The sequence below is a fragment of the Iningainema tapete BLCC-T55 genome (assembly GCF_014698965.1).
GTDB lineage: Bacteria > Cyanobacteriota > Cyanobacteriia > Cyanobacteriales > Nostocaceae > Iningainema > Iningainema tapete.
Genome location: NZ_JACXAE010000040.1, coordinates 113,301 through 137,567 on the forward strand (window position 1 = coordinate 113,301; position 24,267 = coordinate 137,567).

Genomic DNA, 24,267 nt, shown 5'->3' on the forward strand with positions numbered 1-24,267 from the left:
AATTGCAATATGTTCACAGGGTAGTGTATGCGCTCGATGAATGATTGGTCAGCCTTAGCCGATCAAGGCACTCCAATAGTTGGTTTGGAGTATCATGCGACTGATAGGTCAAGCATATTGAACCAGTTTTACAGATGGGGTGCAGAGCGTTCAATGCCCGTTTATTACTGGAATCCTGGTTATTCCTGTCTTCAGCAGGTGGTGGAGCTAGAGAGACATAAGTGCATTTTGCAGGATACGGATATTGTTCCGGATAAGGATGTGCCGCAGTTTTTGTTGGAGAAGAAGCAGGCAGGGATTTACCTGTTAGAAGGGGTGTTGGAGTTTGATAGCATTGGTCAGGTGAGTGAACGACGTTCCTACCAATTGATAAACGCTTTCTACCAAGCGTCTTGGGCAACAAACCAGCAGTTCTGGGTTTTACTGGAAAGTTACGTTGAGCTACCCTTGAATTTGCAAGCCTTGATTCCTATTCTCTCCAATCCGCTGCCTGGGCGCGAACAGGTACGCGATGCAGTTACAAATTTTATCAGCAGAAATTTCTGGTTAGAAGGGAAAGACGATCCACTCGCTCAGGTTCCCCTAGTCCGGGCTTGTCAGGGGTTGCCTTTGGGAGAGATTCAGCTAGTGTTAGAGCGTAGTCTTGCCTTCGCAGGAACAATTGAGGAACTGGCAGCCGAAGTGCTGGAACACAAAGTTTCCAAGCTGCGGGGGCGGGGTTTGGAATACCTGAACGAGCCGGATGTGCCAAATGCCGGAGGGTTGGACTTGCTGGACGAGACGCTTAACAGGGTGACAGCATTATTAGATCCGGAAGCTGAAAAGTACGGGCTAAAGTTTCCCAAGGGGATGATCCTCTGGGGACCACCAGGGACGGGTAAGAGTTTGAGTGCCAAACTTGCAGCTAAGAAGATGGGAGTGCCGCTTTTGGCTGCTGACTGGGGTGGGCTGCGCGGTGCCACTGCTTATGAGTCAGAGCGAAACCTCCGGTTTCTACTAGAATTGGCTGAAAGCCTTGCTCCTGTTACCCTCTATTTTGATGACTTTGATAAAGGCTTTGCCGGGTGGGACTCCGACGCTGATGGAGGTGTGGCACGACGGCTCTCTGGCAAGCTTTTAACCTGGATGCAGGAGCATCAATCACAAGTTTACATGATGGCAACGGTGAATAGGTTAGGGATGCTGCCACCGGAACTGATCCGAAGATTTGACGATATTTTCTTTATCGATTTGCCTCATGAAGGGGCGATGTATGATATTTTTAACTTGCATCTATCCAAGTATTTCCCAGAGTTTCGCAATCCAGACAAATCTCCTTGGTCTGACGAGCAGTGGCGAATTTTACTCAGGGATTACCGACTTTGCACACCTGCGGAAATTGCCAATGCTGTCAGAAAAGCTGCTGAGGAAGCTTTTTATCAAGGTAAGCCGGGGAAAGTGGATGTACTAGACCTAATCAAAGTGCGCTCTTCATTCACTCCATCGTTGATCCGCGACGAAGATAAAATTCTGGCAATCCGGAACCAGGCAGTATTCGCCCGCCCAGCTGCTGGTTCCGATCAATCTCGATTCGCTACGCCGCCAGCTGAACTTTTCGAGTAGTTGAAAAAAATGGCGTTGCTGATTTGTTGTATGAAAATAATTTTGCGTCATACCAAAAATCTTGTAGAGACGCACTCATTTGAGCCAGCGCTGCATCCGGGTTTCCTGACAGAGGCGACTGGCTTGCGTCTCTACACGCAGATTCATACTGTGATTCAGCAACGCCTCCGAAGGAGTGCAGTGAGATGTTAGGGGAAACCGTGCCAAAACGGGAAAATTGTACGCTAAGCTCAAAATGCCTTTTGTACAAAGATTCCAGCCAAAAAACTTGATCATTTGTACAGAGATTGAGTGAATATGAATATAGGGAAGAAAGTAGCGTAAACTGAGCTTAGTCAACAGGTTCAGCGAAATGAATGGCATTCCCGTTTAAGTCGAGTATCACGAACTCCTTTAGTCCCCAAGGCTTCAGTTCCAGCTTGCTATTAGGGTGAATAACGTCCACTCGCTGGTATTCAGCATAAAGCTCTTCTATATTTTTCACATTGATACGACAGCTTGTATTTTTTGGGATGTGAGAATCCTCACACAGCCACAAATGAACTTCAATGGCATCGCGTGTGAGTCCGGCGTAGTCATCGAACTCAAATCTCTTGGTAAAGCCAAGCCGTTGTTCATAGAAAATAATGCTCTTTGAAATGTCTTGCGCTGGTAGTACCGGAATGGCATTGTAAAACACCGAGCTTGCTGTCATAGAGGAATCTCACAATTTGGATAATAGGGGTAACAGTTAGCTAGCATATATCCTTAGTTCATTGGTGCAGAGTAGTATGTATTCTCTGCACCTTGATAGTATGTTTTGGCAAAAGTATTTTTTATTGCCACGCTTAAGAATTATATACTGGAATTATTCAGAAAAATTTGGTACGTTTTTTAACGCCAATTGTGCCACTTCTTCGGCACGTTGTGATGTTACTTTTTGATACCGTGTTTGTGTTATTGAGGGATTGAGCCGAGATACAGTAAAAACCAGCATTCCGGGTCGGAAAAGCCTTGCTGTATCATCTAAATGCTCCCCTTTTTCTCGGTTATTTAAACACCATCGCGAAATTGTTTTGGTGTCACTCCTAAAAGTTTGCGGAATTGTGCCGTAAAATGGCTGGGATTGGAAAAGCCTACCTGATAAGCAATTTCCGCTGTCGAAAATCGCGTTACTTGTAATAGTACTTTTGCCCGTTCGATTCTACGCTTGAGAATGTATTGATGTGGTGGTTCTCCTGTGAGAGTTTTAAAGGTACGGGCAAAATGAAACTCGCTCATTGGTACTAATGCAGCCAAATTTGCGATCGCGAGTTCTTCTGCTAAATTTTCTTCGATATAATCTTTGATTTGTTTGAGTTTGAGGGTATCAATAATACCTGATTGTGCAGGGGACTTTTTGCTAACTCCACCATAACTTCGCAATAAATGCACCGCTAGCAAATTTCGTAATGATTCTACGTACAAATTACCAGCTAAACCGTCATTAATTACCTCTGATTTTAACAACTGTGCCACATGTAAAATCGTTGGGTCGGGGAAGATTACCCGGTGTTCTAACTCAACTGGAGTTGATATTCCATTGTCATCTGCCAATTGGTTGATTATTTGTGGTTCGAGCAGTAAATTTACATATTCGCTTTCCTTCTCCCGTTGATGCCAAACAAACTCACAGGATGAATATATAAACACACTTCCTGCGGGTAGGGTAGTGGTTTGTGGTTTTTTTCCATCTACCGACCAAGTAACGCGCTCGTGGGGAGCAAATGCCACACTAATAGCATTTTTTGGCATCGCAAAATCAAAATCTCCAGCCTGAACCAAACGGCCGTATTCTACAGTTAAATCGCTCCATTCAGCTTTGATAATGGTAGCTGCTGCTTGCTGTTTGGGTTGTGACATTGGGAACTATACTGCTTACGTCAATTCACTTTATACCAATTATATCAACGCCCAATAAACATGGTTAGCAGCGATACAAGCTAAACCTATACAGATTCTAATGCTTACCTTTTACTTCTGCCTATGTTTTGTTTCAGTTTTGGCATTACTGTTTATGTCCATAATTTATTACAGATGCGGGCTTTGTTTGTGTAATTCTAGATTAGAAAGCTCACAAGATGTAATCATCGCAGTCACAATTGCAGACACAAAGTCTTGACCTAAAATGTTAGGTGTTTCCATTTCTATTTGTAGTAGGTGTGCTAAGTAAAGTATTGAGGGATTAGTAATTTTTATCTGGTAGAAAAATGGATAATGGGAAACAAAGATTTCTTTACCAAAAATTTGCTTTAGGAGAGATGGGGTAAGGCTAATTAGTAAGTAATCGCTCCGTCGATTTTTCGGAATATAATTCAACCAATTAGCTTCTAAAGTTTCTGTGTTTGCAACATACATAATTAAAGCTTTTCTAATCGCATTCCCTGAATGTATGTACTTGACACTCAGCCCATCCCAGAAACCTTCAAGAATAAAATTGGGATGCATAATTAAACTCCTAAAGTGAACATTAAGTCTTGGGGTGGTACGAGAAACAGGGTTTCAAGTCACCAAAATGTAGTTGGCTCGTTTTCCCAAAGGTCGAAACTCGGATTTTTTAACCAAGTCCACCTCCATCAACACTAAAGTTGCCACCCGAAACGTAGGAGGCTTCATCGGAGGCAAGCCACATTACTAGGCTTGCCACTTCGTCAGCTTTGCCAGCCCGTTTAATAGGGTAGGGTGCGAGGAGTTGTTCTTCTGTTACCTTCCAATCGCGCTTAACACGGTCAAGCATTGCTGTATCAATCGCTCCCGGCGAGACAGCATTAACACGAATGGTTTTACCGTATTCTTGAGCCGCCGCCTTAGACATGTGAATCACGGCAGCTTTACTAGCTCCGTAGCCGACGATATTAGGAAAAGCGCTTCGGCCACCAATACTTGCCATGTTAATAATCGCACCACCTCCCGTTTTCAACATCTGGGGAATTTGATATTTCATTCCCAGAAAAACACCACGGGCGTTAGTATTCATCAAATCGTCGAATTCTGCGATCGCTGTGTCGGCAATGGGTTTTGGGGGGTAATCAACACCTGCATTATTGAAAGCTATGTCCAAACGACCATATTTGGTAACACAGACATCCACAAAAGCTTTTACTTCCTCCGGTTTGCGAACATCTGCACGCATATAGGTTGCCTCTCCACCCGATGCGCGGATTTCCTTTTCCACCTCTGCCCCCAGTTTCTCACGACGACCGCAGAAAAAGACCTTCGCACCCTGTTTCGCAAAAGCTTTAGCAGTGGCTTCGCCAATTCCGGAAGTCGCCCCGGTAATCAAAACTACCTTGTTTGCGAATCGCCCTTGTGGTTCTACAGTGACAGGCTTCTGTGCAATGGGTTTTTCTGTGTTGTCATTGGCAGTAGCTTTTGTATAAATTGCACCTGCTAAACCTGCTGTTCCCAATCCTGCTAAAATTTTACGGCGACCTGTATTCATGATGTGATTCCTAAGATGATTAATTTGGGTTGCATTTGAAATCGCCAAAATTTAAAGTGCTGATTTCAAATGATTGGCGATGAGTGAAACCGATTGTTTTACAGTGGCATCCTGGTCATAGAAATCAAACTGAGTGCGATTATCTAACCAAGCAAACTTTTTATTATTAGTAGGAATCTTCTGGAAAAATTGACTAGCACCTTCAGGAATCGCCGCTTTTTTGCTATGAATAAATAATGTTGGTACATTGATATTTTTAGCTTGGGGCATTGGGTTAAAAGTCAACCATTCTGCCCATGACATTACCGCAAATTCATTACTCCACTGAGGAATTGCCCCCCGTTGAGAGTCCGTATAATAAGGAATTTCACCGAACATTGGTGCTTTGGGATTGGTTTTACTAGCTGCGGGAACAACTTCGGCATTTCCAGTTTTTTCAAACTGCTTTCTCGCCGCTTTACCAATTTTAATTTTGTCTTCTACTGCCTTTTCTCCGCCATAAACAGCACTAACAATTGCTGGGTCATGAATCCAAGGTGCAACGGTAATTAATGACTTGATGCGTCCATCTTCAGCGGTTACCTGCGCCATATAACCAGCACTAGCACAAATCCCTAACCCAACAATTTTATTACTATCAATCGCATTTACCGACTGCAAGAAACTTACTGCATTTTTAATATCTTTCATCTTTTCGGTCGGAGATTCAAACCCGCGCAACTTCCCACCACTTTCCCCAAAGGTGCGAAAATCAAATGTAAATGCTGCAAATCCCTGTTCTGAAAGTTTTTGAGCATAGGTAGCAGGCATTTGTTCTTTGATAGTCATCCAAGCACCCGTGACAACTACCACAGGTAATTTATCACCAGCTTTGTAGTTTGCAGGTAAATATAGATTTCCCACCAGGGTTTCCCCGGAGCTTGGGAACGTAACGCGATTTATACCAGGTTTATAGTTATTGACACCTGCGATGGCAGCAGCTACTCCTTGGAGTATCGCACTATCGTCAACTTGCTGCACCTGTGGTAGCGCTAAATTATTGTTTTTTCCTATATTCTGGCTCTGAGCGCAAGCACTATTGGCAAATAAAATCAAAGAAAGAGTGCAAGCTTGGATGGCTTTATTCATCAGTTTCATGGTTGTTTCTCCGTTGGTTTTCCTTTGTTAAATCCAATTTAGGGAATTACCAAGGCGATTACAGCCCCGATTCTTGCGCGGTTATATCAAAATCTTGCGGTGTCATATCAGGGGTCACTGTGGGATGCCTGTTATGTCGTTTTATTAAAGTACCATTACCCGTCCTTGATATCTTCAAACATTTTATAGTGGGTTTCTTCCATACCGAGAGACTTGTACGTCTGCTGAGCTGTTGTGTTCTCCCGTTCAACATATAATCTGAATCCACAAACTTTAGGATTTGCAAGCGCGAGGGTTTGAACGTGCTGATAGAGTCGTCGATAAATACCTTGTCTGCGGCAATCTGGACGGACATAAACACTCTGAATCCACCAAAACATTCCGTTTCGCCAATCACTCCATTCAGTTGTAATCATAAGAGTACCAATAATCTCGCCATCTCGCTCCGCTACAATATAGAATCCGAGATTGGAATCTTCGAGTAGAGTTTTGACCCCTGAGGAAATGACATCGTGAATTAGCTCCTTATCTTCAGTCTCACGAGCGTCTTCACAGTTAAATTCCACAAGAACCGCAGCATCTTTAAGTTCAGCCCTCCGAATTACAACTTCCTGGGACATTGAATTCACCTCCAAATTACCAAGTTTTGGTTGATAATTGTTATTAGTTATTCTATATTTTGGTGATCCAGTAGCAACTTTCATTCCTCATTTCTAGTAATCAAACCCCCAAAGTGCTTTAATATTTTTAACACCTCATAGAGATTATTGCGATGAGGCGATGTCTGACGACAAGCCGCTTCGCGTCTACGCGTAGCAAACAAATCCGAAACTCCGTACAGATGACCCAAAGTTTTGATAAACAAATAACTGCTGCCGTTTGCCATCATGCCATAAAGCGGTTGCTCTGGTTTTTGATGAGCTGCCATGTATGCCAGCGTTTGGGGAATTGCCAGCTCTAAATCAAACGTTGTCTTTTTCGACTCAATCAAAACAACCCAAAGCTTGTCAAGCAACACTAAGGCATCAATCCGCCCGCGCAAAATTTCATCATTGTCACCAAGTGCCTCAATCTCCACCGGATATTCTGCCCTAAATTTGTAAGGAGCTTGATAAAAACCAGCAAGCTCTAGTAACGGAGAAAGCACGACCATTTTAATTGTTTCCTCTAGAAGAATGCCATCAGAAATTTGGTAAAGGTAATTTCGTCGCACCTGATCAAGTCGTGCTTGCTCTAACTCACTTAATGACGGTAACTCATCCATCCATTCTGTGAAAAACTGCCGATCTTCAGCTAGTGTTAGACCGAGTTTCACCTCAACTTGTCTAAACGTAGTGATATATAGCTGAAATTGCTAGAATCTTAGTCATCGCAAGTTATGTGAATAATTTTGCCATCAGCATAGCGCAGTTCCAGCTTTAATTTTCGGCATCGGTTAGCTAATCCTAAAGGTGGAGTGCGCTGTGTGAACATACTATTTGTCACACAGCAAGGGTTGCCTCCATCAACAGTTGACTTTCAAGACGGCGGCATCACCCTCACCCACATCGCGATCGCCGCTACTGTACCAAAATGTACCGATTCAAGATACTCATTACTTCGCCGGGGTTGGCAGTTGGTACTAGGGGACTCCAAGCTCCAACTTCGACATATCCAAGACTATGCAAAGTGTGAATCGTAGTTTTCACGGCTTTGGGGGAACCAATTAGCAGATGCTTGATGGGTTCTCTGTCTGGAGTTATTTGGGAAGCAGCTTGGTGGTCAGATTTAGGTGGCGTAGGGTTTTCACTGGATAGAAAATTTTGGGTCATAGCCTTGGAAACTGCTTTTTGATCATCTGTGTTCATTGTGATAGGTCTCCATATCAGGTGAGCCACCTGTGGGCAACGCTCACATTCTGGTCAGAAATCGGTCATGCTTTCATCATCCCAATTTAGCCAGACTAGGACAAGAGGTTTACCGTAAATTTTACGGTGATTGTTTACGGTGATTTCTTGATGCGTTCCATGATGATGTTTACTAATTCCGGATTTTTACCAGCGGCGTCGATGATGTCCCGTAAAGAGTTTGCATAAGATAAGGTTTTCTCGTGCTGCACTGGCATCTTCTCAAACTCAATACCCTCGCCCCATTTACTGCTGATAGTCTCTGGCTTCACGCTTAGAATCCGCGAAAGTAGCCGGACGCATTCAGCACGATAGCCCCTTGATTTCTCCATTTCTTCATCTGCACCGAACCAAAGACGGCAAAACTCTCTTGGCTTCACTGGTTTAACAATTTGCTCCAGATTTCTCCTTAAAACTCTCACTATAAAAACGCCCCAATTTACCTGATAATTTATGGTAAACTGAGGGGTGAAAGTATGTTTTAACTTATATGATAGTATCACCTGAAGATTTGCCTTGGATGCCGATCTAGTCCAGGAGAAAGTAGCCTGCGCTCGTGAATGGTCAAATGTTGGCGTGGGGCAACAAGCGGTACAGCTAAAACTGGTCGATTAACTCCAGCTTTAAGCAATGTGGACTTCAATTAACACAGGTAGGGGATTGAGGAATTTTGCCGCTGCTTGAAGCATACATTTGTGCAAAATCTTGCTCACTGGTGCAACTTGTTGTTCGGGGCATTCTAAGATAATTTCATCGTGTACCGTGCCAATCAATTTCGCACCCGTTTTACCCAAAGTTTTGAATAGCTTGGCAATGGCGATTTTGGTAATATCAGCACTGGTTCCCTGTACAGGGTGATTTAGCAGTTCAGAAAGACGAGGTTTATTTGCCCAGCGTCGTCGCCGTCCACCAATTGTCCGAATCTCTCTAATTCCTCTGCCGTAGACAGTGCAACGAATCCTATCATGCCATTTGGCTACGCCTGAGTAAGCTTGGAAGAAACGTTTTCTGAACCTCTGTGCTTCCTCAAGTGTCATCATGACACCGTATTCGGTTTCAGCATACAGTTGCAGCTTGGCTGCTCCCATTCCATAGATCAAGCCAAAGTTGATTGCCTTGGCTAGCCGCCGATCTTCTGCCGTAATAGATGTCAGAGATTTTCCAGTAATCAAGGCAGCGGTAAGCGCGTGCAAGTCTCGCCCTTGTTGATAGGCTTTGATCATGCGGCGATCGCCACTGAGTACGGCTGTTATTCTCAGTTCGATTTGGCTGTAATCAGCTTTGATGATTTTGTAGCCAGGGGAAGCAACAAAGCAGCTTCTTATTGCCTTCTCTCGCGGAATATTTTGCAAATTTGGGCTGCGACAGCTGAACCGACCCGAACGGGCACCGCATTGACGATATTGGGCGTGTATTCTACCTGTTACAGGATGAACATATTCTAGTAGATTTGTTGACGTGATTTTTGACAGTTTGCGATAGTCTAACAGCGCCCGGATGATTGGGTATTGGCTAGCTAGTGGGATTAGGGTTTTTTTGCTAGTTGAGTCAATGGGGATGCCCTTGGATTGTAGGGCAGCCAGGACTTGTTGGGGAGACTCAAGATTCACACGGTCTGTGTATTCTGGGAGTAAGGAAAGCTGAGATGAATGCCTGATTTTTAGTTCTTTTAACTGCAAAGCTGCTACTTGCTTTTTCGCTTCCAAGTCTAAACTTACGGCAAGCCACTTTTGGTGGTCTAGCTGCATTCCGTTTAGCTCCATTTGTGCCACGGTGGGCATTGCTTCAAACTCTAAAAAGGCGGTTGGCAGCAAAGAAGCGCGTTTGAGATGAGCGTAGAGAATTTTTTGCAATGGGAGCAGAATGGCAGCATCAATGGCAGCATACTCTAGTTGGTCATTCGACAGTTTCCCAGAAAAATCGCTGTGTTGTAGATCTTTATTAAGTTCTGTTTTCAAGAATTTAGAGGCTAGGGCAGCTAGGGTATGGCTCTTTTTCAAACCAGCAAAAAGGACTTGAGATGCCAGTTGAGTGTCAAAGTAAGGACCAGTGGGCTGTAGATTAGCCATTGAGAGGAAAGACCAGTCAAACTTGCCATTGTGGAAAACTTTAGTATAACCATTAGTTAGTAGTTGTTTTAGGGGTTTCAGTTTATCTACGGGAATGGCGGCTAAGTCCACAATCATCACGGGCATTCCCTTTGCTGCTATTTGTACCAGCCGAAGTCGATGAGTTCGGGGGTCTAGTCCGGTTGTTTCTGTGTCAATTCCTATCACTTTGGCGGCAGCTAAGGACTGACATACCGACTCCAAAGTTTGGGCATCCTGTACCAGCTGGTACTGCATATCAATTGTATTTAAAGTTAAATTCATGGCGCTTTGTTAATCAGAGTTGATGGTATATTTGGTTAAATGAAAAAATTAAAAAGTCAAAAAAATTGACTTCAACAGAAGTCAACATATGTTCTAGTTTTATGAATCAACTTCTAGTTAAAACCCCCCGCTACATTTGTTCTCGTTTGTAAAGAATTAAGGTTATTTGTCATTCGCGTTAAGTGTTGTGGTCGAGAACTGCTTAGAATGAGCGCGGAATTGAAAGTACCAAGTTTTTAGACTCGTCTGCACGCATTAACATCCCAACCCGCCAAGTCTTATCAGGGTTGCTTGGATCATCAGAACTCAAATCTTGACCTTTGTTGAATGCTTCACGGTCGTAGTAATCGATTTTATAAAAATATCGAATCCCGTCCATTTCCACCACCGCTAGATCGTGTTCATCATACGGGTCATTCTTAGGAATGAATTTGTCAAAGCTACGCACAAGTTGAATGAGTTGGACTAATTTGCCTGGTGGGAGGGCTTGAACGCCACGGGTTATGCGAGTTATGCCCAGACTGGCGTCACCTTGGCGAAAGCGGTCATTTAATTCTGCAATCGATATTTTAAGTTTGGGCTTTCGGCAACTATAAGCTGCTTCGATTACACTGTCTGGATCAAATTCAGCAGGGACTTTGAGCAATGTCCAGTATGAAGTGCCTTCAAATGTTGCGCTTTGTTTTTCTCTTAAAAAGTCACTTAAGACTTCGATAAAATGGTCTTCACCATGCTGCTGCCACAGCTGCTCTATTGCTTGTTTCATTGATTTCGATCAAATATAGGGTTACATCCAGCTACGTCCTCGCGTTCGCCTGCTGGTTAACCCTAAAGGGCGTTAGCCCTGATTTCTTTCTGATTATTGGGCTAAGGATAGAGAAGCTGTTACCTTGTGCCAAGTTATCCATTCAAGTTGTCCATTCAAGTGCTTTTTATCAAAGCGCTTAGCAATAGAGTAAAATACAAGATATTTAGGAGATTAACGTTGTAACTCCCTTTGTTTTAATAAGTTACGAATCTGGAGCATCTATGCAGTCTAACGAACCTGATAAGAAATGGGATTTGATGATGGATCTTCGTAAGGAGATGGTTGAGCTTCAGAAGATACGTGCCCAGATCATCGGGTTTAAGATTTCCTTTATTAGCACTGCCGCCGGATTAGTCATCGCCAATTTTGACAAGCTTCCCAATATAATTTGGACTGTTTTAGCTCTCGCCTCAATATTCTTTGACCTTCTAATCAATAATTACAACTTTGGTATTGACCGTATTGCTTTTTATTGTCGCAATTACCTTGAGCCTAATTTGAAAAGCTCATACAAAAGTTTATAAATGATTCCATTATGGGAAGAATTTGTAGGTTATACTAAGTATAAACAAAGCCTTTCTTTCGTTGGCAACTTAGGTATTACATTTGTAGTCATGGTACTAGCAGTTATTGGATTACTGTTCCCATTTCGATGGATGATATCAACTCCTTTATTAATTTTCCTGTTAGTTCTTTTTATTTATGATGTTAATACATTTGTTAAACCAAAAATTCTTGATAAAACGGTTATAAAAATTGTAGTATAAATTAATTTCTATAGGTTTGTACAACCTTAGGTAGGTGCAATGCAAGAGTTGCTGTCACGCTCTGCCAAGTTCCGAATTTTCTGTTGGAATTGGAACTTTACTTTTTTCTTCTAGAAAATGAGGTTTGAAATTACACTTTGTCAACCCCAACCGTCGAAAAAGTTACTACACCGTTGAAACCCGGAACCGTGTAAACTTTTGTATACTTCGGTAGATAACAGCTAAAAGCTAGTGTTATCAATGTTTTCAACTACTTGCACAAGGTAATAGCTTCTCTATCTTTAGCCTTTATTAGCGCTTCTACTAAAGCAAGGCAGTGTAGACAGTGCTTAATGGAGTGAGCGGATTACAAGTCCGATTTTTGGATCTGTGCCAGTACGCGAAATTTTCAGATTTATGCAGCAAAGCAGAGAATTCGGGTAACTAGTGGCAAAAAGTGCCTTTAAATCGTGGGTAGAAATGTCATTTTGACCGTTGTGTGCGTAACAATACGCTTGTACTATAAGGGAATTGCGAACAACTCTTAGGTGGTAGCCATGCCGTATAAGGTTCAGCGCTCGGATCTAGAGAAGATTGGACTAAAGCCCAACCCATTGAAGTTTGACGAATACGCTCGCCGTTGCCCAGAGAAATTAGAGTTACGTGAGGGCTACTTGGGCAAAGGTGAGATGGATGCTAAAGAATTGCTGGCAATGTCTCTCCAGTGCTTTGGACTGGTGGAAGTTGTCAAGCTGGCACCACGGAAGATGTGGGAACAAGCATTAGATGCGGCATATGGGGCAGAGGAGGAGCGGCAACCATGACTAATCCAAACCCAGAAGAATGATCGCCTGACCAATCCGAAGAGAAAACCGCTGATGTTGCCCCAGTTAAGTCTGAGGCTGACAAAGCGCATTATGCAGCTAGGATATTCGCTCTATATCAGTTTCAGGACGTCCCTGTGTGGTTTGTGGAAGAAGCAGCGTTTAATTACACGCAGTATGGCGAATATCGCACGAAAGCAGAACGGTGGGCTGGTGAGTTGTTTGATGATTATGCGGACAGGAGTAAGACCACTTACCGGGTAATTGGGCGGCGAATTGCTCAAGAATACGATGTAAATACCGCGTACCTCATAGCCAGGTCACTTGAGAGGAGAGAGGTCTAGATATGGAATTGACCTTAAGGGAAAAGCTTGAGCTGCTGCTACAGGAAAAGCACTAACAGATCAAAAGATTAGCTGGTGAACTGATAGCAGAGGAACGGGCTTCAAAGCGATAATGTTGAGGCATTGGTAAGCGCGATCGCCTACAGAACGCGCTTGCTAATTCTAGAGGGCTAATGCCCTGCAGGGATTGGGGCTAAAGGGGCTAAAACAATTTGAGTTGGACTTCTGACGGTTGGTTTGCTGCTGAGGTGCTGGGAGGTGATTTGGCAAGGTTCGGTGATACTTGGCAGCTTACAGATTGAGAAGACTTTCGTGCTGGACGTTTGCCCCAGCCTTGTTGAGCGGCATGACGCACTACGCTTCTCCTGATTGACCTGGCTAGGTCGTTGTAGTCATACTTGATTGAGTCAAAGTCAATGGGAGACGCTCCGGTGAACTCGTAAAAGTTGCTGTACCCCTCTGGTAGACGATTATGTTTAGTCATTACCTGATTTCCAACCCACATATAGATCTGGTAGTAGCTGTAATGCAAGGGAGCCTCGTAGGTAGCGGGCATCATGTAGGTTAAAATTTCTGTTGCGGTTGCGTGTTCTCCCACTTCGTCGCGTTCATACTCGTCGAGTATAATCTCAAAGCGATCTTGGATACAGGCGGCTTTTAGCCAATCGGGGACAGTTTCTGCCCAAGGCGATCGGTGAAATACCAGTGGTCCCATCAGGTATCGCAAATGATCGGCGCGGAACTCTCCCAATTCGAGTAATAATGCTAAGAATTCCCTATTAGTTTCCATTGCCGCCAGAAGCTTCAATGCCTGTAAGGTACTGGTTTTAAGCTTGGTTTCAGTTTTAGTGCTGTTGACTTGTTCTAGTATGTCTGGTGGCAAAAGGCTAAGTTGGGCGTTATTGATTTCAACTTTTTGATGGTTCATAGGGAAGGCTGAATTTTTTTAAACTCAGCCGTTAGGCTGATAGCTTAACTGAAAATTATTTCCATCGACAGAACCAATTTTTCAAGAGAGTTGGTTAATTTAGTGTGTCAATTTTGAATGATTTGTAGCTACAAATTTATGGCGATTTTATATGAAATTTTGCCGAATCATATTAAATTCGTTTGGGGCGGAATTATTTCTCCAACACTCCCTCCGCGTCCTCAGCGTCTGGAGCGGTTTTTTAATCATTCAGATCCTACCGGATTTGATATCAAAAACAACTTTTGAAGAAAGCTTTGAATAGACAATGAACAGAAGATCATTTAAATGTTTGCGCTTTCTGACTTGGATATTTTCTGCATTTTTAATCATTTTAAGTTTTTTAGTATCTCCGGTAACTGCGATAGGACAAACTGTTAGTGATGGAAGTCTGCCAACACGGATTTGGGAAGTTAGGAGTGCTGATAAACAAGGAAATCCCACCATAACGAATGTTCTTTTACCCGATTGGAAGCAAATAACATTCAGTCAGATGCCACCGATAAGTAAATCTGGTAGCATTAATGCCAGTCAGTATACGCAAGCTGTTGGTTACGACTTAAGCCGTAGTTGGCAGGCTGGGCAAACTCCCGATCAGTATATGAAGCTAGGGGATATCAGCCCACTGCAACCCGAACTGCTTTCAGTTGGAGCGATCGCACAAGCTACGAATTTGAATTTAAATCAGGTTGCTTTGAGTACTTTTACTCTGGTTGCGGAGCAGACTTTAGACCAATTAGTTAAGGCAGTGCCGCTTTTGGGACAATTCAATGTCCGGGATGTCGCCCCGGTGGATACTTTGCTTGCTACTAAAGCCGTGGGGATTGATGTATCTAGTCTTCAAATTGCTCAGGTACTAGCTCAAAATCCTCAATTAGGGCAACTAAAGCTTGGGGAAACAGACTTGAGTGGTTACTCAGTTTCTTCCATTCCTAATTTAGACAGTACTCCACTTCAACAGTTTACGGGTTGGCAAAACACTTTCATTGAAGACGTGCCAGGGCTGAATGCTGTACCTTTGGCTGCCATGCCTAATCCCATTGCTGAACTGGGCAGTTTGGTGATGCGGATCGATACTGTTTATAGCAAAGCTGAAGCTAAACGGACTAATACCATTTCTGGCTCTGATGTCCAAGGCTTTTCAGTTCCCTGTAAGGGAGATTGTGCCTATATTGAGCTTGACGATTTAGAAAATCAAGGTCAAGTAGCTCGCGGATCGTTGGAAGGAAAGCAGTGGATTTCCGGTAAATACCAGGAAGTCGAGGGAGGTTGGGGTTGTTTAAAAGGCGTTAACGGTGGCAAAGAGCCAACGGGGAGATTGCCGTTTGGCAGTTCTTTCAAAGTGGTAGTTTGGGATACAGATGAAACGACGGATAGCGTTACTACTGCTTTATTTTTCCGGTTTTGCAGTCTTTGCGGTTGTACGCCTTACTTTATTGGTCCAGTCCCCTTCTTCACTTATCGGGTGAATTCTCCTATATTTATTGGGACTTTGAATGAAAGGCTTGTTACTGCTGCTTCCATGCCGACTCAGGCTCAACAAGAAGTAATGTCTTCATCAGCATCGACACCCAAGTCCGTTCAAGATGCTGTTTCAACCGCTAATGTACCTTGTTCTCCTGGGGAGACATCTGAGGCTGCTTCGCAAGGGGTCAACTTAGATGCTTTAGGGAGTGCGATCGCTCTTATCGGAAGTGACGCTCAGTCTGATGGTTTCGGTCCTTATGTTTGTGCTGATAAAGGACAGAACTGCGGACGTGCTTTGGGAAAATACCAAGATATGTCCTACAACCCCTACGCGGTGAAGGCGATTAGCAGTAAACCAGGTGGTGAGGCGTGGCTGAGTAAGATTCGCTCCGGCGGGAAGATAACGAAGGAAGAACTTTTTGAGTTTTACCCGCCAGCGGATCAGGAAGCAGCTTTCAATGCTTCATTGCGAGACAAGATTGCTTCTACATCTAAGCAGATTGATCCTAAAACTGGAAAACCTTACTTAGGCGATCGCTTGATTGAGCGAGTAGCGCAAAAACACTTCGGGGGGGAATACTCCAAAGTTGACTCTGGTGCAAGCGACACCTATGGTCGGCTGACCGTTTACAACTATGGGCTTGATGTTTTGAAGCGATACAAGTCAGACACGGGTAGTACTTTGACTAGCGCTGCCTGTACTCCTACTGCTTCATCTGTGTCCTCCAGTCCTCCTGCTTCATCAGTTCTTAAAGCGACGGGCAAGTTGGTCAAACCTTCAAATGGGCTAATGACTAGTGATTTCGGTTGGCAGACTCATCCAGTCACGGCTGTGCGGAAAATGCACAATGGTCTTAATTATACTGCACCCCTTGGAAGCTCGGTTAAAGCAGCTGATGGAGGTGTTGTTAAGTCAGTTGTCTCTAATTGTAATCAAGGTGAGAGCAGCTGTGGTGGCGGCTACGGGAATTGGATTGAAATCGACCACGGTAACGGCAGAACCACTCGGTACGCTCACCTGCAATCCGGAAGTATCAAAGTTAACCCAGGAGACACAGTTTCTCAAGGGCAAGTGATAGGTGGAATTGGCAGCACGGGGTTGTCAACAGAACCACATCTGTATTTTGAAACCTGCTCCTCTGGTAGCCCTGTCAACCCGGCTCAATTTGGACTTTCTTAGCCAATAGAAGTAAAGAACCGACGCTTCGTCGCTCTTGTTTCTCGGATGCCTGGGCTTTACCCCAGTTGAGGTTTCAAATTCCCACTTAATGTTGCGATCGCCAGTGAGTCTCAATGAAAAGAATAACAAAAAGAAGGTTGTTGCAGTTTACTTGGGGCGCGTTGACTGTCCTGATGATTTCCTTGATCGGTGGGTTGTTTGCTCCTTCTTACAGCCAAACAACAGAGGTTCTCAGCGCCTGCGTTCCTGAAGGTGTTGTGAGGACAGAACCAGTAACGGCTGTGTCAGAAAAAGGCATTCAATACCGCTTGCTGGACGCTTATACCGAAAAAGCCTCTCTGCCATTTTCTCTGCTGGTTTCTCTCCAAGGGGAATCGTGCCAGATTCTTCTTTCTAATCCCATGAACGACTTTTACCCCTACCACCGTGTAGTGCCGTTGCAAGTAGCGCGGCAACTGGCTTTGGGCGAGTTACGTTACTCCATTAATAAGTTAGGAGGAATGGATAAGTTTCGTGCCACGTTACAACCACGATCTGAAGGCTCGTCTTGGGAATTTGCTGAAGAGGACATTTGGGCGTTGCAACACGTAGGAATTACACTACCCAAAAATATCAAGGTTGTTAGAGCGAAATAGAGGTATATCAGTGTCAAAACCAAAATTGCCAAAAAATCACGTTTTATCTTCATCGCCCGTTTCCAACCCTCCAAGCTGCTGGATGTCACTTGCCCGTTGGTTCCGCTTTGGGCTTGGGGTTTTTTTGTTGCTTTCATTATTATTGGGAACTGTTGGTTGTAGTTCTAGTGCCGCAACGGTATCTTGGCAGAATGCATCATCTGTAGTTTCTGTCAAGACTTTAGAACAAATTATCCAACAGAACACTGAGCTTGATCCCACTCAAGCAGATGCAGATGTGCTGGCTTGGACACAAGAAGGACGCTTAGGGAAACTGCTTATCCTTGATTACAATAATTCTGGTGTTTGTGGAGTAGCGGGCTGTTTGTACACTGGCTATCTAATTGGTAAAAATGAGCAGTTAAGCCAGGTTTTTTCGAGTTATCTCAACCCTCTTTTACCACAGCATCAGCCTTTGTTTCAAGTTGGCGATGCTCCAGAGGAACCGCTTCTCTACGAGAGGCTCCGCCAACGCGATCGCTCGGATGCGGCTTTGCCTTGTTTGCAGGTTATGCAGCTAGATGGCGATCGACTTCGACAAATGCTCTTTTGCTTCAATGGTCAAAATTATCAGCTTGCCAGCAGTCAATTACTTGAGAAAAATAGCAAGTAATGTATTACACATGGGATGCACTCTTGGTGCTGCCAAAAAAGATTCCCCCAGTCACGAATGGTGCTGGGGGTCTTTTTTAGGTTTTCGGACTATGCTTAATCCTCATCATCGCTAAAATCATCATCAAAGTCGTCGTCGAATTCCGATTCCTCTTCTTCAAGTTCATCCTCGAAGTCGTCATCCTCTTCAACTTGACTGATTTTCCGAGGTGGTTTGTTGTGACTGCCTCTAGAAGTTTTCGTTTTCTCTCCTGGTTTCCCGGCTGGAGGGAGAACTTTGACTTCAAGTTCTTCTGAAGCTGGTAGGGCTGGTGCTTCTGTAAATCCAGCGATCGTGTCATGCAGATTCCAGATACTATTTTTGTGTTGGGGTTTGCCAAGATAAAGCTGCGGTAGATTATTAATTGTTGGCTTTGTATAGCTGACGGTTTTGCAGCAGTAGGATTTATTGTTTCCTTCGCCTTCTTTGACAGCTTTGAACTGGCAATCGATCACCCCCAATGAGCGCCATTTGTCATTTTTACCGCTAAATGGTACTTTGAAGTAATCTGAAAAGGTTTTTTCCAGCAGTCGGTAAAACTCGTCACGAGCTGCTTTGAAGCTCCACAGCGCCACGTTTTTAAAGCGGATGACGATGGGAGTTGAATGCATTGGGCGATTGTTTTCGTCCAGGAACACCAGGGCGTGTTCGCTTACAACGTCCATTGTTTTCTTGTCGAGGTTTAGTTTGTACTCATCGTAAAGTCCAACAACAGTGCCACCGACATCGGGGACATCGCTTTTATAGCGAATGTATTCAGGTATGAAGCCTAAGACGAGAATTCGGGCTTTAGTAAGTAGCAAACCAGTCACGTCTTCACTAAGTGTGACAGTAGTTAGATCGTCATCATCAGGCATGGCTAACCAATTCGCCTTTTCCAGTTGATCTTCTGGAATGAGGATGCCTGCGGGGTTATCATTGATGACAATCCCATAGGGCAAAACAGGGCGGCGAACTTGATTGTATTCTGCTCCGAGTAATTCGGGGTCAATATCGAAATCCAAATCTTGATCTTGAACTTGAGTTGCCTCTTGGGTGACTTCTTGTTCAGTTGATTTGGTTCTAGATTTAGTAGATTTGTTATTAGTTCTAACCATGAGGGTGAGAGTTAAAGTTTCTGCCCTCAAACGTGGCGGTAGCCACAGATATTAAATTTTAACAAGATAATATTGGTTAACTCGTAGGCATTTTGTGAAAAGCGAATACAACGGGCAAAAAAATCCGGATGGCTATCATTTTGCATGTATGTAATTTTATATACTTATATAAATAAATGTACTTTTAAGAGCATTCAATGATGGTAATAATTTTGTCATTCGCATGAAAACTACTTGTTTTCAAATACTGGCGTTATAAACTTGGAGAGTCTCTAAGGATACATGGGCATGAATGTCTATCACCGCAAGCTGTATGCTCTACTGCACGAACCAACGAAACCTGTTCGGTGCAATGTTGTGTGCAAACAGCTACAATGCTTACAACAGCATTTAGTCGAGTTGGACACTTGGTGGTGGAGTGAAGGAAGCAAACTGGGTGAGCAGGCGGCTGATATCGGCAGTTCTTCCGACCGAGTGAACCTGGAATTGAAATCACTAGCTGTAAGTAATAATGTACAGGTGCGCCATCCAATTAGTGGTGAGTCTCAAGAAATTACAGAACAGGAATTTGATACAGCATTTGAGATCAGCCAGATAGCTAAAGAACCAGATGTGGAAAAGGTGTTTTGGTGGTTTTGGCGGTTTTATCCAGAGGCGCAGGCAAGTCAACAACCTGATGCACTTTTAATTCCCGCTCACAAAATTCTCCCAGATTGTCCGCTTCACAGTTATAAAAGTACTGTTTCTGCTCTTGTAGGTGCCATGTTTCCCGAACAATGGCAGTTAGAAAAACCTGAACATCCTTATTTGTTGCTGTTCACCTTTTCACCAGTTCAGGAGTTTATTAAGTCGTCACGCAAGTTTTTGGATTTCTGGGCGGGTTCCTATCTGCTGCACTATTTGAGTGTAAAGCTGTGTTGGTACATTGCTGAAACTTATGGACCAGATGCAGTAATTACTCCCTCGCTTTGGAGTCAAGAAATTATTGACGCGCTGCTAGTCCAAAAATATCCAGATTTTGCTGCATACTTTGCCCGGTTGCAAGATGGGGTAGATCCTGTTGGTCGTTTTCAGAATAAAAAATCCACTTCTTTGAGTACCGCTGGATTTCCAAATGTTATTACAGTTTTAGTGCCGGGAGAGAAAGCAGCTAAAGATTTAGGAGATAAGTTAGCACAAAAGCTTAGATGTGAGTGGAAACAGATTGCATATAAATTGAGGTCAGAGATTAAGCAGCAGGTGAAGAACTTCCTGAAAAACCCTGAAAAACAGGAACAGCGATCCGCAATTTTAGCTGAGTTTCCCGATGCCGATCGCCATGCTTGTGAGCGAGACTTAGAAAAATGGCTTTCTGGGGGTTGTTGGGAGTGGAACAAGCTTTGGGATGCCCAAATCAGTAACACTTGGGAGAGTTACTGGACAGCAGTTCCTTTGGGCAACCCAGACGAAGAACTAGTGACTACCAAGAAAGATAACCAAGGTTGCTTTGATAATATATGGAAAGAGGCGCAGGAAGCGATCGCACCCTCTCGTAATGCTCAACCTACCCCAACAAAAGCCGAAGAAATAGCTTACAGAACCCTTAACGTTGGGACGTGGTGGGGTAATGTGCAATCTCGTCTCGGACAATTGATTCAATCAGTCAAAAATACTCGTACTTGGCAAATTCCTACAGCGCCAGGAGAACGTTCCACCCTTTCTGGTCAATTTAGTGCCGTGCATCCCCAATTACATTACGAAGGTAGGTTCACTGAAGGTGCAGGTGTATCAGCAGGTTCAATGCGCCTCTTCTGGCTGGTGATGGCTGAAGCGTACCCAGGACTTTTCAACGGTTCAGAAAAGCTCAATGCCTTGGAACTCACTAGGCGCATGGCTTGGGTGTATGGAGGAGTGGCTGAATCGTTGGGTATTAAGGTAGTTGTTGAGGGTACTAGTGAACAACTGACTAATAACTTAGAGTTAAACGTTGAAGATGCCGAAGCACTAGGCACACCTGCTACTATCATTGCCCCACCAGAGATTTACTATGAACGATTGATTCGCTTTCCTAACCTCAGTTCCATCGCCGCCGCTAGGTTTGCCCATAACTACGAGCAACGAGTACGCCAGTATTGGCGAGTACTAGCAGGATTGATTAGAGACAACGTACCAAAAAAGTACAAGCTTAAGTTTGGTTCCCGCACTCGTGGTCGCTCCTTTCAAATACCCAAAATTGATGCCAAAATCAACCCTAAGAATCAAGATGGTCAAGATTATAACGGTGTTATGTTCTCCAGTAAGTGGCTAGCGGAGGACATGGATTTACACCAAGAAGAAGTTAAAATTCTGCGATCGCTTGTAGAACAAGCTCACAAAGAAAGTGGCTTTGGTGACGGTAGTCCAGCTGATTGGTGGGTAATTGTCCTTGCCGATGGCGATGGAATGGGCAAGTATGTGTCTGGCGCAAAATTGAAGAAATACAAGCACTACATTGTCGAATCGCAACTAGCCAGTTACCCAGAGCAGGGGTGGGAGGAACTGCTAGAAACTACAAAGCGTATGGGACCAGCTACTCATGTGGGACTTAACCGTGCCTTGCTAGATTTTTCGGTAGTCCTAAATATGTAATGATGAATTATAGTGATGTATAAAATACCAGATAGCGCCAATATGATTTTCCAACTTTTTAGAAAAAGACAAAGTTTTTCTAACTAATCGTGATATTCGTTGACGCATTGTATTATTAAATCTCTCAATGTAATTAGTTTTACCAGTCTCTTTACCAACTGCTTTATGTCTAGATTGTGGGAAAACTTCTTCATAAGAAGACCAAAAATCTGTATAACAAACGGCACATTGACGCAAAGTCTGCCGGGAAGATTCTCTTCCCGGCAGACTTTGCGATAGACTGCAGGTAAGGAATTCCATAGTCCTCTAGCAGCATCTTTGTTACGAGCACCAATGTAAACTCCGACGATTTCCCTAGTAGTTACATCTATTACTAACCAAATCCATTGTTTATGATTTTTATCACCTACAAACGACCATGCCTCATCACATTGAATCGTCAGCTTACCCTTTTTTTCGCGCGAACTTGAACTTGTTGCGGAACCGATTCATGTAAGGCATTTACGTATTGTTGTAGCCAAACTTCAGAAACACCTGTCACTCTTGCTATTCCGGCTAAAGAAATCCTCTCCAATAAAAGTTTGTCTATTAAAGATTTAATAGACTGTGAAATCACTTTTTTAGTTGGAGCCTCAATAAATTGACGACCGCAATCACTACATTTAAATCTTTGTTTTTTATTGTGGATATGACCATTTTTTACAGTCTGATTAGAGCCACAGTCGGGACAAATCGCCATAGGAGATTCCCAGTCATACTAAACATATACTATTTTACATCATCATTACATATTTAGGACTACCAAGTAGTTTAGTACATCTCCAGCTTCAACGAATCGCATCTGCTACCTCTTGCAATCTCTGGTCTACTTTCTCCCTCTTATATGTAAGACCCAAAAATCTTAGCGCCTCAAGAAATGGTGTTTTCACATAGTCATTATAAGCTTGGGTAACTTCAATTACGGTAGGATTCTCCTGATTTCCAAGCAAGTATTTAATCACCTCATCCTTTTCCACCCCTAGCAAATTATGCATTAGCTGATTACGTATGTCATCATCATATTGACTATTATCATCTTTTAGAATACAAGTCCATTCTAACATCGCCCAAGCTTTATCTTTTTCTTGAAAATCAGGTCTGAGTTGACGCAACCATTTTAGTAACCCAGAATTACTACTTATTACTTTAAAGTCTCTTTTATTAAATTTTTTATCGAAATCAGAAACAGGGAATTTTAACTGTTTTAAGACTTCTATCTTAATTCTAGTTACTTCATGCTCGTCAGTGCCAGTAATTTTTAATCTTTGCTTCAAAAGATTATCTTGATATTTGTCTTTGTCTTTCGTATTTTTAATAAAAAGTAAGCCGGCTTGTTGCCATTGAATCAAATCCTCAGCCTTAAACTCCTGATGTTTACCATTAATTGATAAAGAAAGCCTTATCCCAGAAATCTCATTTTTAATTGCCGCCTTTAAAAAGGTTTCTTGAGCAGCAGTAAGGAGGGTTATTCCCTGCAGATAACTATTATTTTTAAGAAATTTACCAATTAGATCAAGAGCATCAACAATTCGCTGAGTAGCTGATTCGACCTCAAATTCACTTCCACTATTAACACCCGAACGATTGAGGTTAAAGAAATTAACCAAGTTATCTAGTTCAGAAATCGCCGAAACATCTATTTTCTCTACTTCTATGAGTTTCCTGGCAGCACCAGGAGAACCTGAAGTAATTAACCCCTTGACTTGTTGAATTTGTATTCCTCGTAGGTAATCAGAACTTTTAATCACCTCCGCTGAGTCTTGTTTATACTCATTGCTTACCAAAAACTTTACTCTTTTACCAAATCTGCCAAGACTTACAAATTGAATCGCTGAAGAAATAGCGGGAGTTCCTGCCTGATGACTAACATAAATATCTTCCAACTTGTTAAATTCCAAATGCGATAGAGTTTCTTGAACTAGCTTGAGTGTCTTGTCCCAATGGTCTAAACCTTTACTTCCCTCTTCGGGTTTGAGAATTTTGTAAATTTGTTCTGCTTTGGGAAACTTTTCCTGAAAGTACCTTTGCAAAATGGGTTTTAGGGTACAAGTATCTTTCCAATAGGGACATTTTTTTAACCGCTTATTGCTGCTTTCAGCAAATAACTCCTCTTGGTCAGTGAGAAGCACTATAATTTTGTCAGGAATAGTTTTACTTGTCTCTAAAAGTTTTTCAGAAAAAGTATCCAGTAGAGGGAATACTAAATTATTAAAGTCAGGTTGATTTCCGTAAACAATCCCCATCACTCTTGCAGGTACTGTGAAACGTTTTTCCTCATCTACTGGGGAAGGCATAAATCTAAGGTTGTTGAATTGGTTCCTAACTGTCGAATACAGAGAATTCCATCTGTCCTCTGTTTGTAGCTGAACATCATTGCTACCTATAGTTACAACCCATATTGTCAT

Annotated in this window: 23 protein-coding genes and 1 pseudogene; 7 read left to right on the plus strand and 17 right to left on the minus strand. The window is 43.1% G+C overall.

Translation table 11 applies throughout. The annotated features are described in order from the left end of the window. Positions 1 to 36 precede the first annotated feature (36 nt). Positions 37 to 1,602 carry an AAA family ATPase gene (locus ICL16_RS11025; RefSeq protein ID WP_202895493.1) on the plus strand — a complete coding sequence of 522 codons (1,566 nt, stop codon included), beginning with the start codon at positions 37 to 39 and terminating at the stop codon, positions 1,600 to 1,602. 75 nt (positions 1,603 to 1,677) lie between these two features. Here the strand turns inward: ICL16_RS11025 and ICL16_RS11030 are convergent, their stop codons facing one another. The 13 genes from ICL16_RS11030 to ICL16_RS11085 form a co-directional block, all read right to left on the minus strand. Further along, positions 1,678 to 1,878, minus strand: coding sequence for a hypothetical protein (locus ICL16_RS11030; RefSeq protein ID WP_190827328.1), 201 nt, complete (start codon positions 1,876 to 1,878; stop codon positions 1,678 to 1,680). Between the two features lie 55 nt (positions 1,879 to 1,933). Then, positions 1,934 to 2,296 carry a bleomycin resistance protein gene (locus tag ICL16_RS11035; RefSeq protein WP_190827330.1) on the minus strand — a complete coding sequence of 121 codons (363 nt, stop codon included), beginning with the start codon at positions 2,294 to 2,296 and terminating at the stop codon, positions 1,934 to 1,936. A gap of 338 nt (positions 2,297 to 2,634) precedes the next feature. Next, a complete protein-coding gene (locus ICL16_RS11040; protein WP_190827332.1) occupies positions 2,635 to 3,483 on the minus strand; it encodes an AraC family transcriptional regulator in 849 nt (282 codons plus the stop codon). A gap of 168 nt (positions 3,484 to 3,651) precedes the next feature. Beyond that, entirely contained in the window at positions 3,652 to 4,068 is a 417-nt protein-coding gene (locus tag ICL16_RS11045) for a hypothetical protein (protein WP_190827334.1), read from the minus strand. Positions 4,069 to 4,177: 109 nt separating this feature from the next. Beyond that, the gene (locus ICL16_RS11050; protein WP_190827336.1) at positions 4,178 to 5,062 is read right to left on the minus strand and encodes an SDR family NAD(P)-dependent oxidoreductase; all 885 of its coding nucleotides are present in this window, start codon (positions 5,060 to 5,062) and stop codon (positions 4,178 to 4,180) included. Positions 5,063 to 5,113: 51 nt separating this feature from the next. Then, positions 5,114 to 6,199 carry an alpha/beta hydrolase gene (locus ICL16_RS11055; protein WP_238360721.1) on the minus strand — a complete coding sequence of 362 codons (1,086 nt, stop codon included), beginning with the start codon at positions 6,197 to 6,199 and terminating at the stop codon, positions 5,114 to 5,116. Between the two features lie 155 nt (positions 6,200 to 6,354). Then, positions 6,355 to 6,819, minus strand: coding sequence for a GNAT family N-acetyltransferase (locus ICL16_RS11060; RefSeq protein WP_190827338.1), 465 nt, complete (start codon positions 6,817 to 6,819; stop codon positions 6,355 to 6,357). Between the two features lie 80 nt (positions 6,820 to 6,899). Next, the gene (locus ICL16_RS11065; protein WP_238360722.1) at positions 6,900 to 7,514 is read right to left on the minus strand and encodes a PD-(D/E)XK nuclease family protein; all 615 of its coding nucleotides are present in this window, start codon (positions 7,512 to 7,514) and stop codon (positions 6,900 to 6,902) included. 47 nt (positions 7,515 to 7,561) lie between these two features. Next, complete coding sequence (locus tag ICL16_RS46765) at positions 7,562 to 7,684, minus strand: hypothetical protein (RefSeq protein WP_273038635.1); 123 nt, start codon at positions 7,682 to 7,684, stop codon at positions 7,562 to 7,564. Between the two features lie 74 nt (positions 7,685 to 7,758). Next, complete coding sequence (locus tag ICL16_RS11070; RefSeq protein WP_238360723.1) at positions 7,759 to 8,046, minus strand: hypothetical protein; 288 nt, start codon at positions 8,044 to 8,046, stop codon at positions 7,759 to 7,761. A gap of 134 nt (positions 8,047 to 8,180) precedes the next feature. After that, positions 8,181 to 8,507, minus strand: coding sequence for a hypothetical protein (locus tag ICL16_RS11075; RefSeq protein ID WP_190827340.1), 327 nt, complete (start codon positions 8,505 to 8,507; stop codon positions 8,181 to 8,183). A 201-nt stretch (positions 8,508 to 8,708) separates the two neighbouring features. Further along, entirely contained in the window at positions 8,709 to 10,457 is a 1,749-nt protein-coding gene (locus tag ICL16_RS11080; RefSeq protein ID WP_190827342.1) for a bifunctional 3'-5' exonuclease/DNA polymerase, read from the minus strand. A gap of 202 nt (positions 10,458 to 10,659) precedes the next feature. Beyond that, complete coding sequence (locus ICL16_RS11085) at positions 10,660 to 11,223, minus strand: DUF3768 domain-containing protein (RefSeq protein ID WP_190827344.1); 564 nt, start codon at positions 11,221 to 11,223, stop codon at positions 10,660 to 10,662. A 263-nt stretch (positions 11,224 to 11,486) separates the two neighbouring features. Here ICL16_RS11085 and ICL16_RS11090 point away from each other — a divergent pair, with 263 nt between their 5' ends. After that, positions 11,487 to 11,789, plus strand: a complete 303-nt coding sequence (locus ICL16_RS11090) for a hypothetical protein (RefSeq protein WP_190827346.1) — start codon at positions 11,487 to 11,489, stop codon at positions 11,787 to 11,789. Positions 11,790 to 12,568: 779 nt separating this feature from the next. Further along, positions 12,569 to 12,835 (plus strand): hypothetical protein, encoded by a 267-nt coding sequence (locus ICL16_RS11095; RefSeq protein WP_190827348.1) that lies wholly within the window; start codon positions 12,569 to 12,571, stop codon positions 12,833 to 12,835. A gap of 546 nt (positions 12,836 to 13,381) precedes the next feature. Here ICL16_RS11095 and ICL16_RS11100 read toward each other — a convergent pair. Then, complete coding sequence (locus ICL16_RS11100; protein WP_190827350.1) at positions 13,382 to 14,107, minus strand: hypothetical protein; 726 nt, start codon at positions 14,105 to 14,107, stop codon at positions 13,382 to 13,384. Positions 14,108 to 14,414: 307 nt separating this feature from the next. On the opposite strand from ICL16_RS11100, the gene ICL16_RS11105 reads away from it, so the two are divergent. From ICL16_RS11105 to ICL16_RS11115, 3 genes are all read left to right on the plus strand, one after another. Next, complete coding sequence (locus ICL16_RS11105; RefSeq protein ID WP_202895494.1) at positions 14,415 to 16,793, plus strand: M23 family metallopeptidase; 2,379 nt, start codon at positions 14,415 to 14,417, stop codon at positions 16,791 to 16,793. 113 nt (positions 16,794 to 16,906) lie between these two features. Further along, on the plus strand, positions 16,907 to 17,428 hold the full coding sequence (locus tag ICL16_RS11110) for a hypothetical protein (RefSeq protein WP_190827352.1): 522 nt from the start codon (positions 16,907 to 16,909) through the stop codon (positions 17,426 to 17,428). Between the two features lie 10 nt (positions 17,429 to 17,438). Continuing rightward, positions 17,439 to 18,080 carry a hypothetical protein gene (locus tag ICL16_RS11115; protein ID WP_190827354.1) on the plus strand — a complete coding sequence of 214 codons (642 nt, stop codon included), beginning with the start codon at positions 17,439 to 17,441 and terminating at the stop codon, positions 18,078 to 18,080. 95 nt (positions 18,081 to 18,175) lie between these two features. On the opposite strand, the gene ICL16_RS11120 is transcribed toward ICL16_RS11115, so the two are convergent. Next, positions 18,176 to 19,216 (minus strand): DUF5895 domain-containing protein, encoded by a 1,041-nt coding sequence (locus tag ICL16_RS11120; protein ID WP_190827356.1) that lies wholly within the window; start codon positions 19,214 to 19,216, stop codon positions 18,176 to 18,178. A 288-nt stretch (positions 19,217 to 19,504) separates the two neighbouring features. On the opposite strand from ICL16_RS11120, the gene ICL16_RS11125 reads away from it, so the two are divergent. Further along, on the plus strand, positions 19,505 to 21,823 hold the full coding sequence (locus ICL16_RS11125; protein ID WP_190827358.1) for a type III-B CRISPR-associated protein Cas10/Cmr2: 2,319 nt from the start codon (positions 19,505 to 19,507) through the stop codon (positions 21,821 to 21,823). Here the strand turns inward: ICL16_RS11125 and ICL16_RS11130 are convergent. Next, positions 21,812 to 22,562 (minus strand): annotated as a pseudogene (locus ICL16_RS11130) (IS1 family transposase). The gene ICL16_RS11125 and the pseudogene ICL16_RS11130 overlap by 12 nt on opposite strands. Before the next feature lie 88 nt (positions 22,563 to 22,650). Continuing rightward, positions 22,651 to 24,267, minus strand: a complete 1,617-nt coding sequence (locus tag ICL16_RS11135) for a hypothetical protein (RefSeq protein ID WP_190827360.1) — start codon at positions 24,265 to 24,267, stop codon at positions 22,651 to 22,653.

Coding starts and splice junctions, on each gene's coding strand:
- ICL16_RS11025 (WP_202895493.1), top strand. CDS start 37: ATGAATGATTGGTCAGCCTTAGCCGATCAAGGCACTCCAATAGTTGGT.
- ICL16_RS11030 (WP_190827328.1), bottom strand. CDS start 1,878: ATGATCAAGTTTTTTGGCTGGAATCTTTGTACAAAAGGCATTTTGAGC.
- ICL16_RS11035 (WP_190827330.1), bottom strand. CDS start 2,296: ATGACAGCAAGCTCGGTGTTTTACAATGCCATTCCGGTACTACCAGCG.
- ICL16_RS11040 (WP_190827332.1), bottom strand. CDS start 3,483: ATGTCACAACCCAAACAGCAAGCAGCAGCTACCATTATCAAAGCTGAA.
- ICL16_RS11045 (WP_190827334.1), bottom strand. CDS start 4,068: ATGCATCCCAATTTTATTCTTGAAGGTTTCTGGGATGGGCTGAGTGTC.
- ICL16_RS11050 (WP_190827336.1), bottom strand. CDS start 5,062: ATGAATACAGGTCGCCGTAAAATTTTAGCAGGATTGGGAACAGCAGGT.
- ICL16_RS11055 (WP_238360721.1), bottom strand. CDS start 6,199: ATGAAACTGATGAATAAAGCCATCCAAGCTTGCACTCTTTCTTTGATT.
- ICL16_RS11060 (WP_190827338.1), bottom strand. CDS start 6,819: ATGTCCCAGGAAGTTGTAATTCGGAGGGCTGAACTTAAAGATGCTGCG.
- ICL16_RS11070 (WP_238360723.1), bottom strand. CDS start 8,046: ATGAACACAGATGATCAAAAAGCAGTTTCCAAGGCTATGACCCAAAAT.
- ICL16_RS11080 (WP_190827342.1), bottom strand. CDS start 10,457: ATGAATTTAACTTTAAATACAATTGATATGCAGTACCAGCTGGTACAG.
- ICL16_RS11085 (WP_190827344.1), bottom strand. CDS start 11,223: ATGAAACAAGCAATAGAGCAGCTGTGGCAGCAGCATGGTGAAGACCAT.
- ICL16_RS11090 (WP_190827346.1), top strand. CDS start 11,487: ATGCAGTCTAACGAACCTGATAAGAAATGGGATTTGATGATGGATCTT.
- ICL16_RS11095 (WP_190827348.1), top strand. CDS start 12,569: ATGCCGTATAAGGTTCAGCGCTCGGATCTAGAGAAGATTGGACTAAAG.
- ICL16_RS11100 (WP_190827350.1), bottom strand. CDS start 14,107: ATGAACCATCAAAAAGTTGAAATCAATAACGCCCAACTTAGCCTTTTG.
- ICL16_RS11105 (WP_202895494.1), top strand. CDS start 14,415: ATGAACAGAAGATCATTTAAATGTTTGCGCTTTCTGACTTGGATATTT.
- ICL16_RS11110 (WP_190827352.1), top strand. CDS start 16,907: ATGAAAAGAATAACAAAAAGAAGGTTGTTGCAGTTTACTTGGGGCGCG.
- ICL16_RS11120 (WP_190827356.1), bottom strand. CDS start 19,216: ATGGTTAGAACTAATAACAAATCTACTAAATCTAGAACCAAATCAACT.
- ICL16_RS11125 (WP_190827358.1), top strand. CDS start 19,505: ATGAATGTCTATCACCGCAAGCTGTATGCTCTACTGCACGAACCAACG.
- ICL16_RS11135 (WP_190827360.1), bottom strand. CDS start 24,267: ATGACAATATGGGTTGTAACTATAGGTAGCAATGATGTTCAGCTACAA.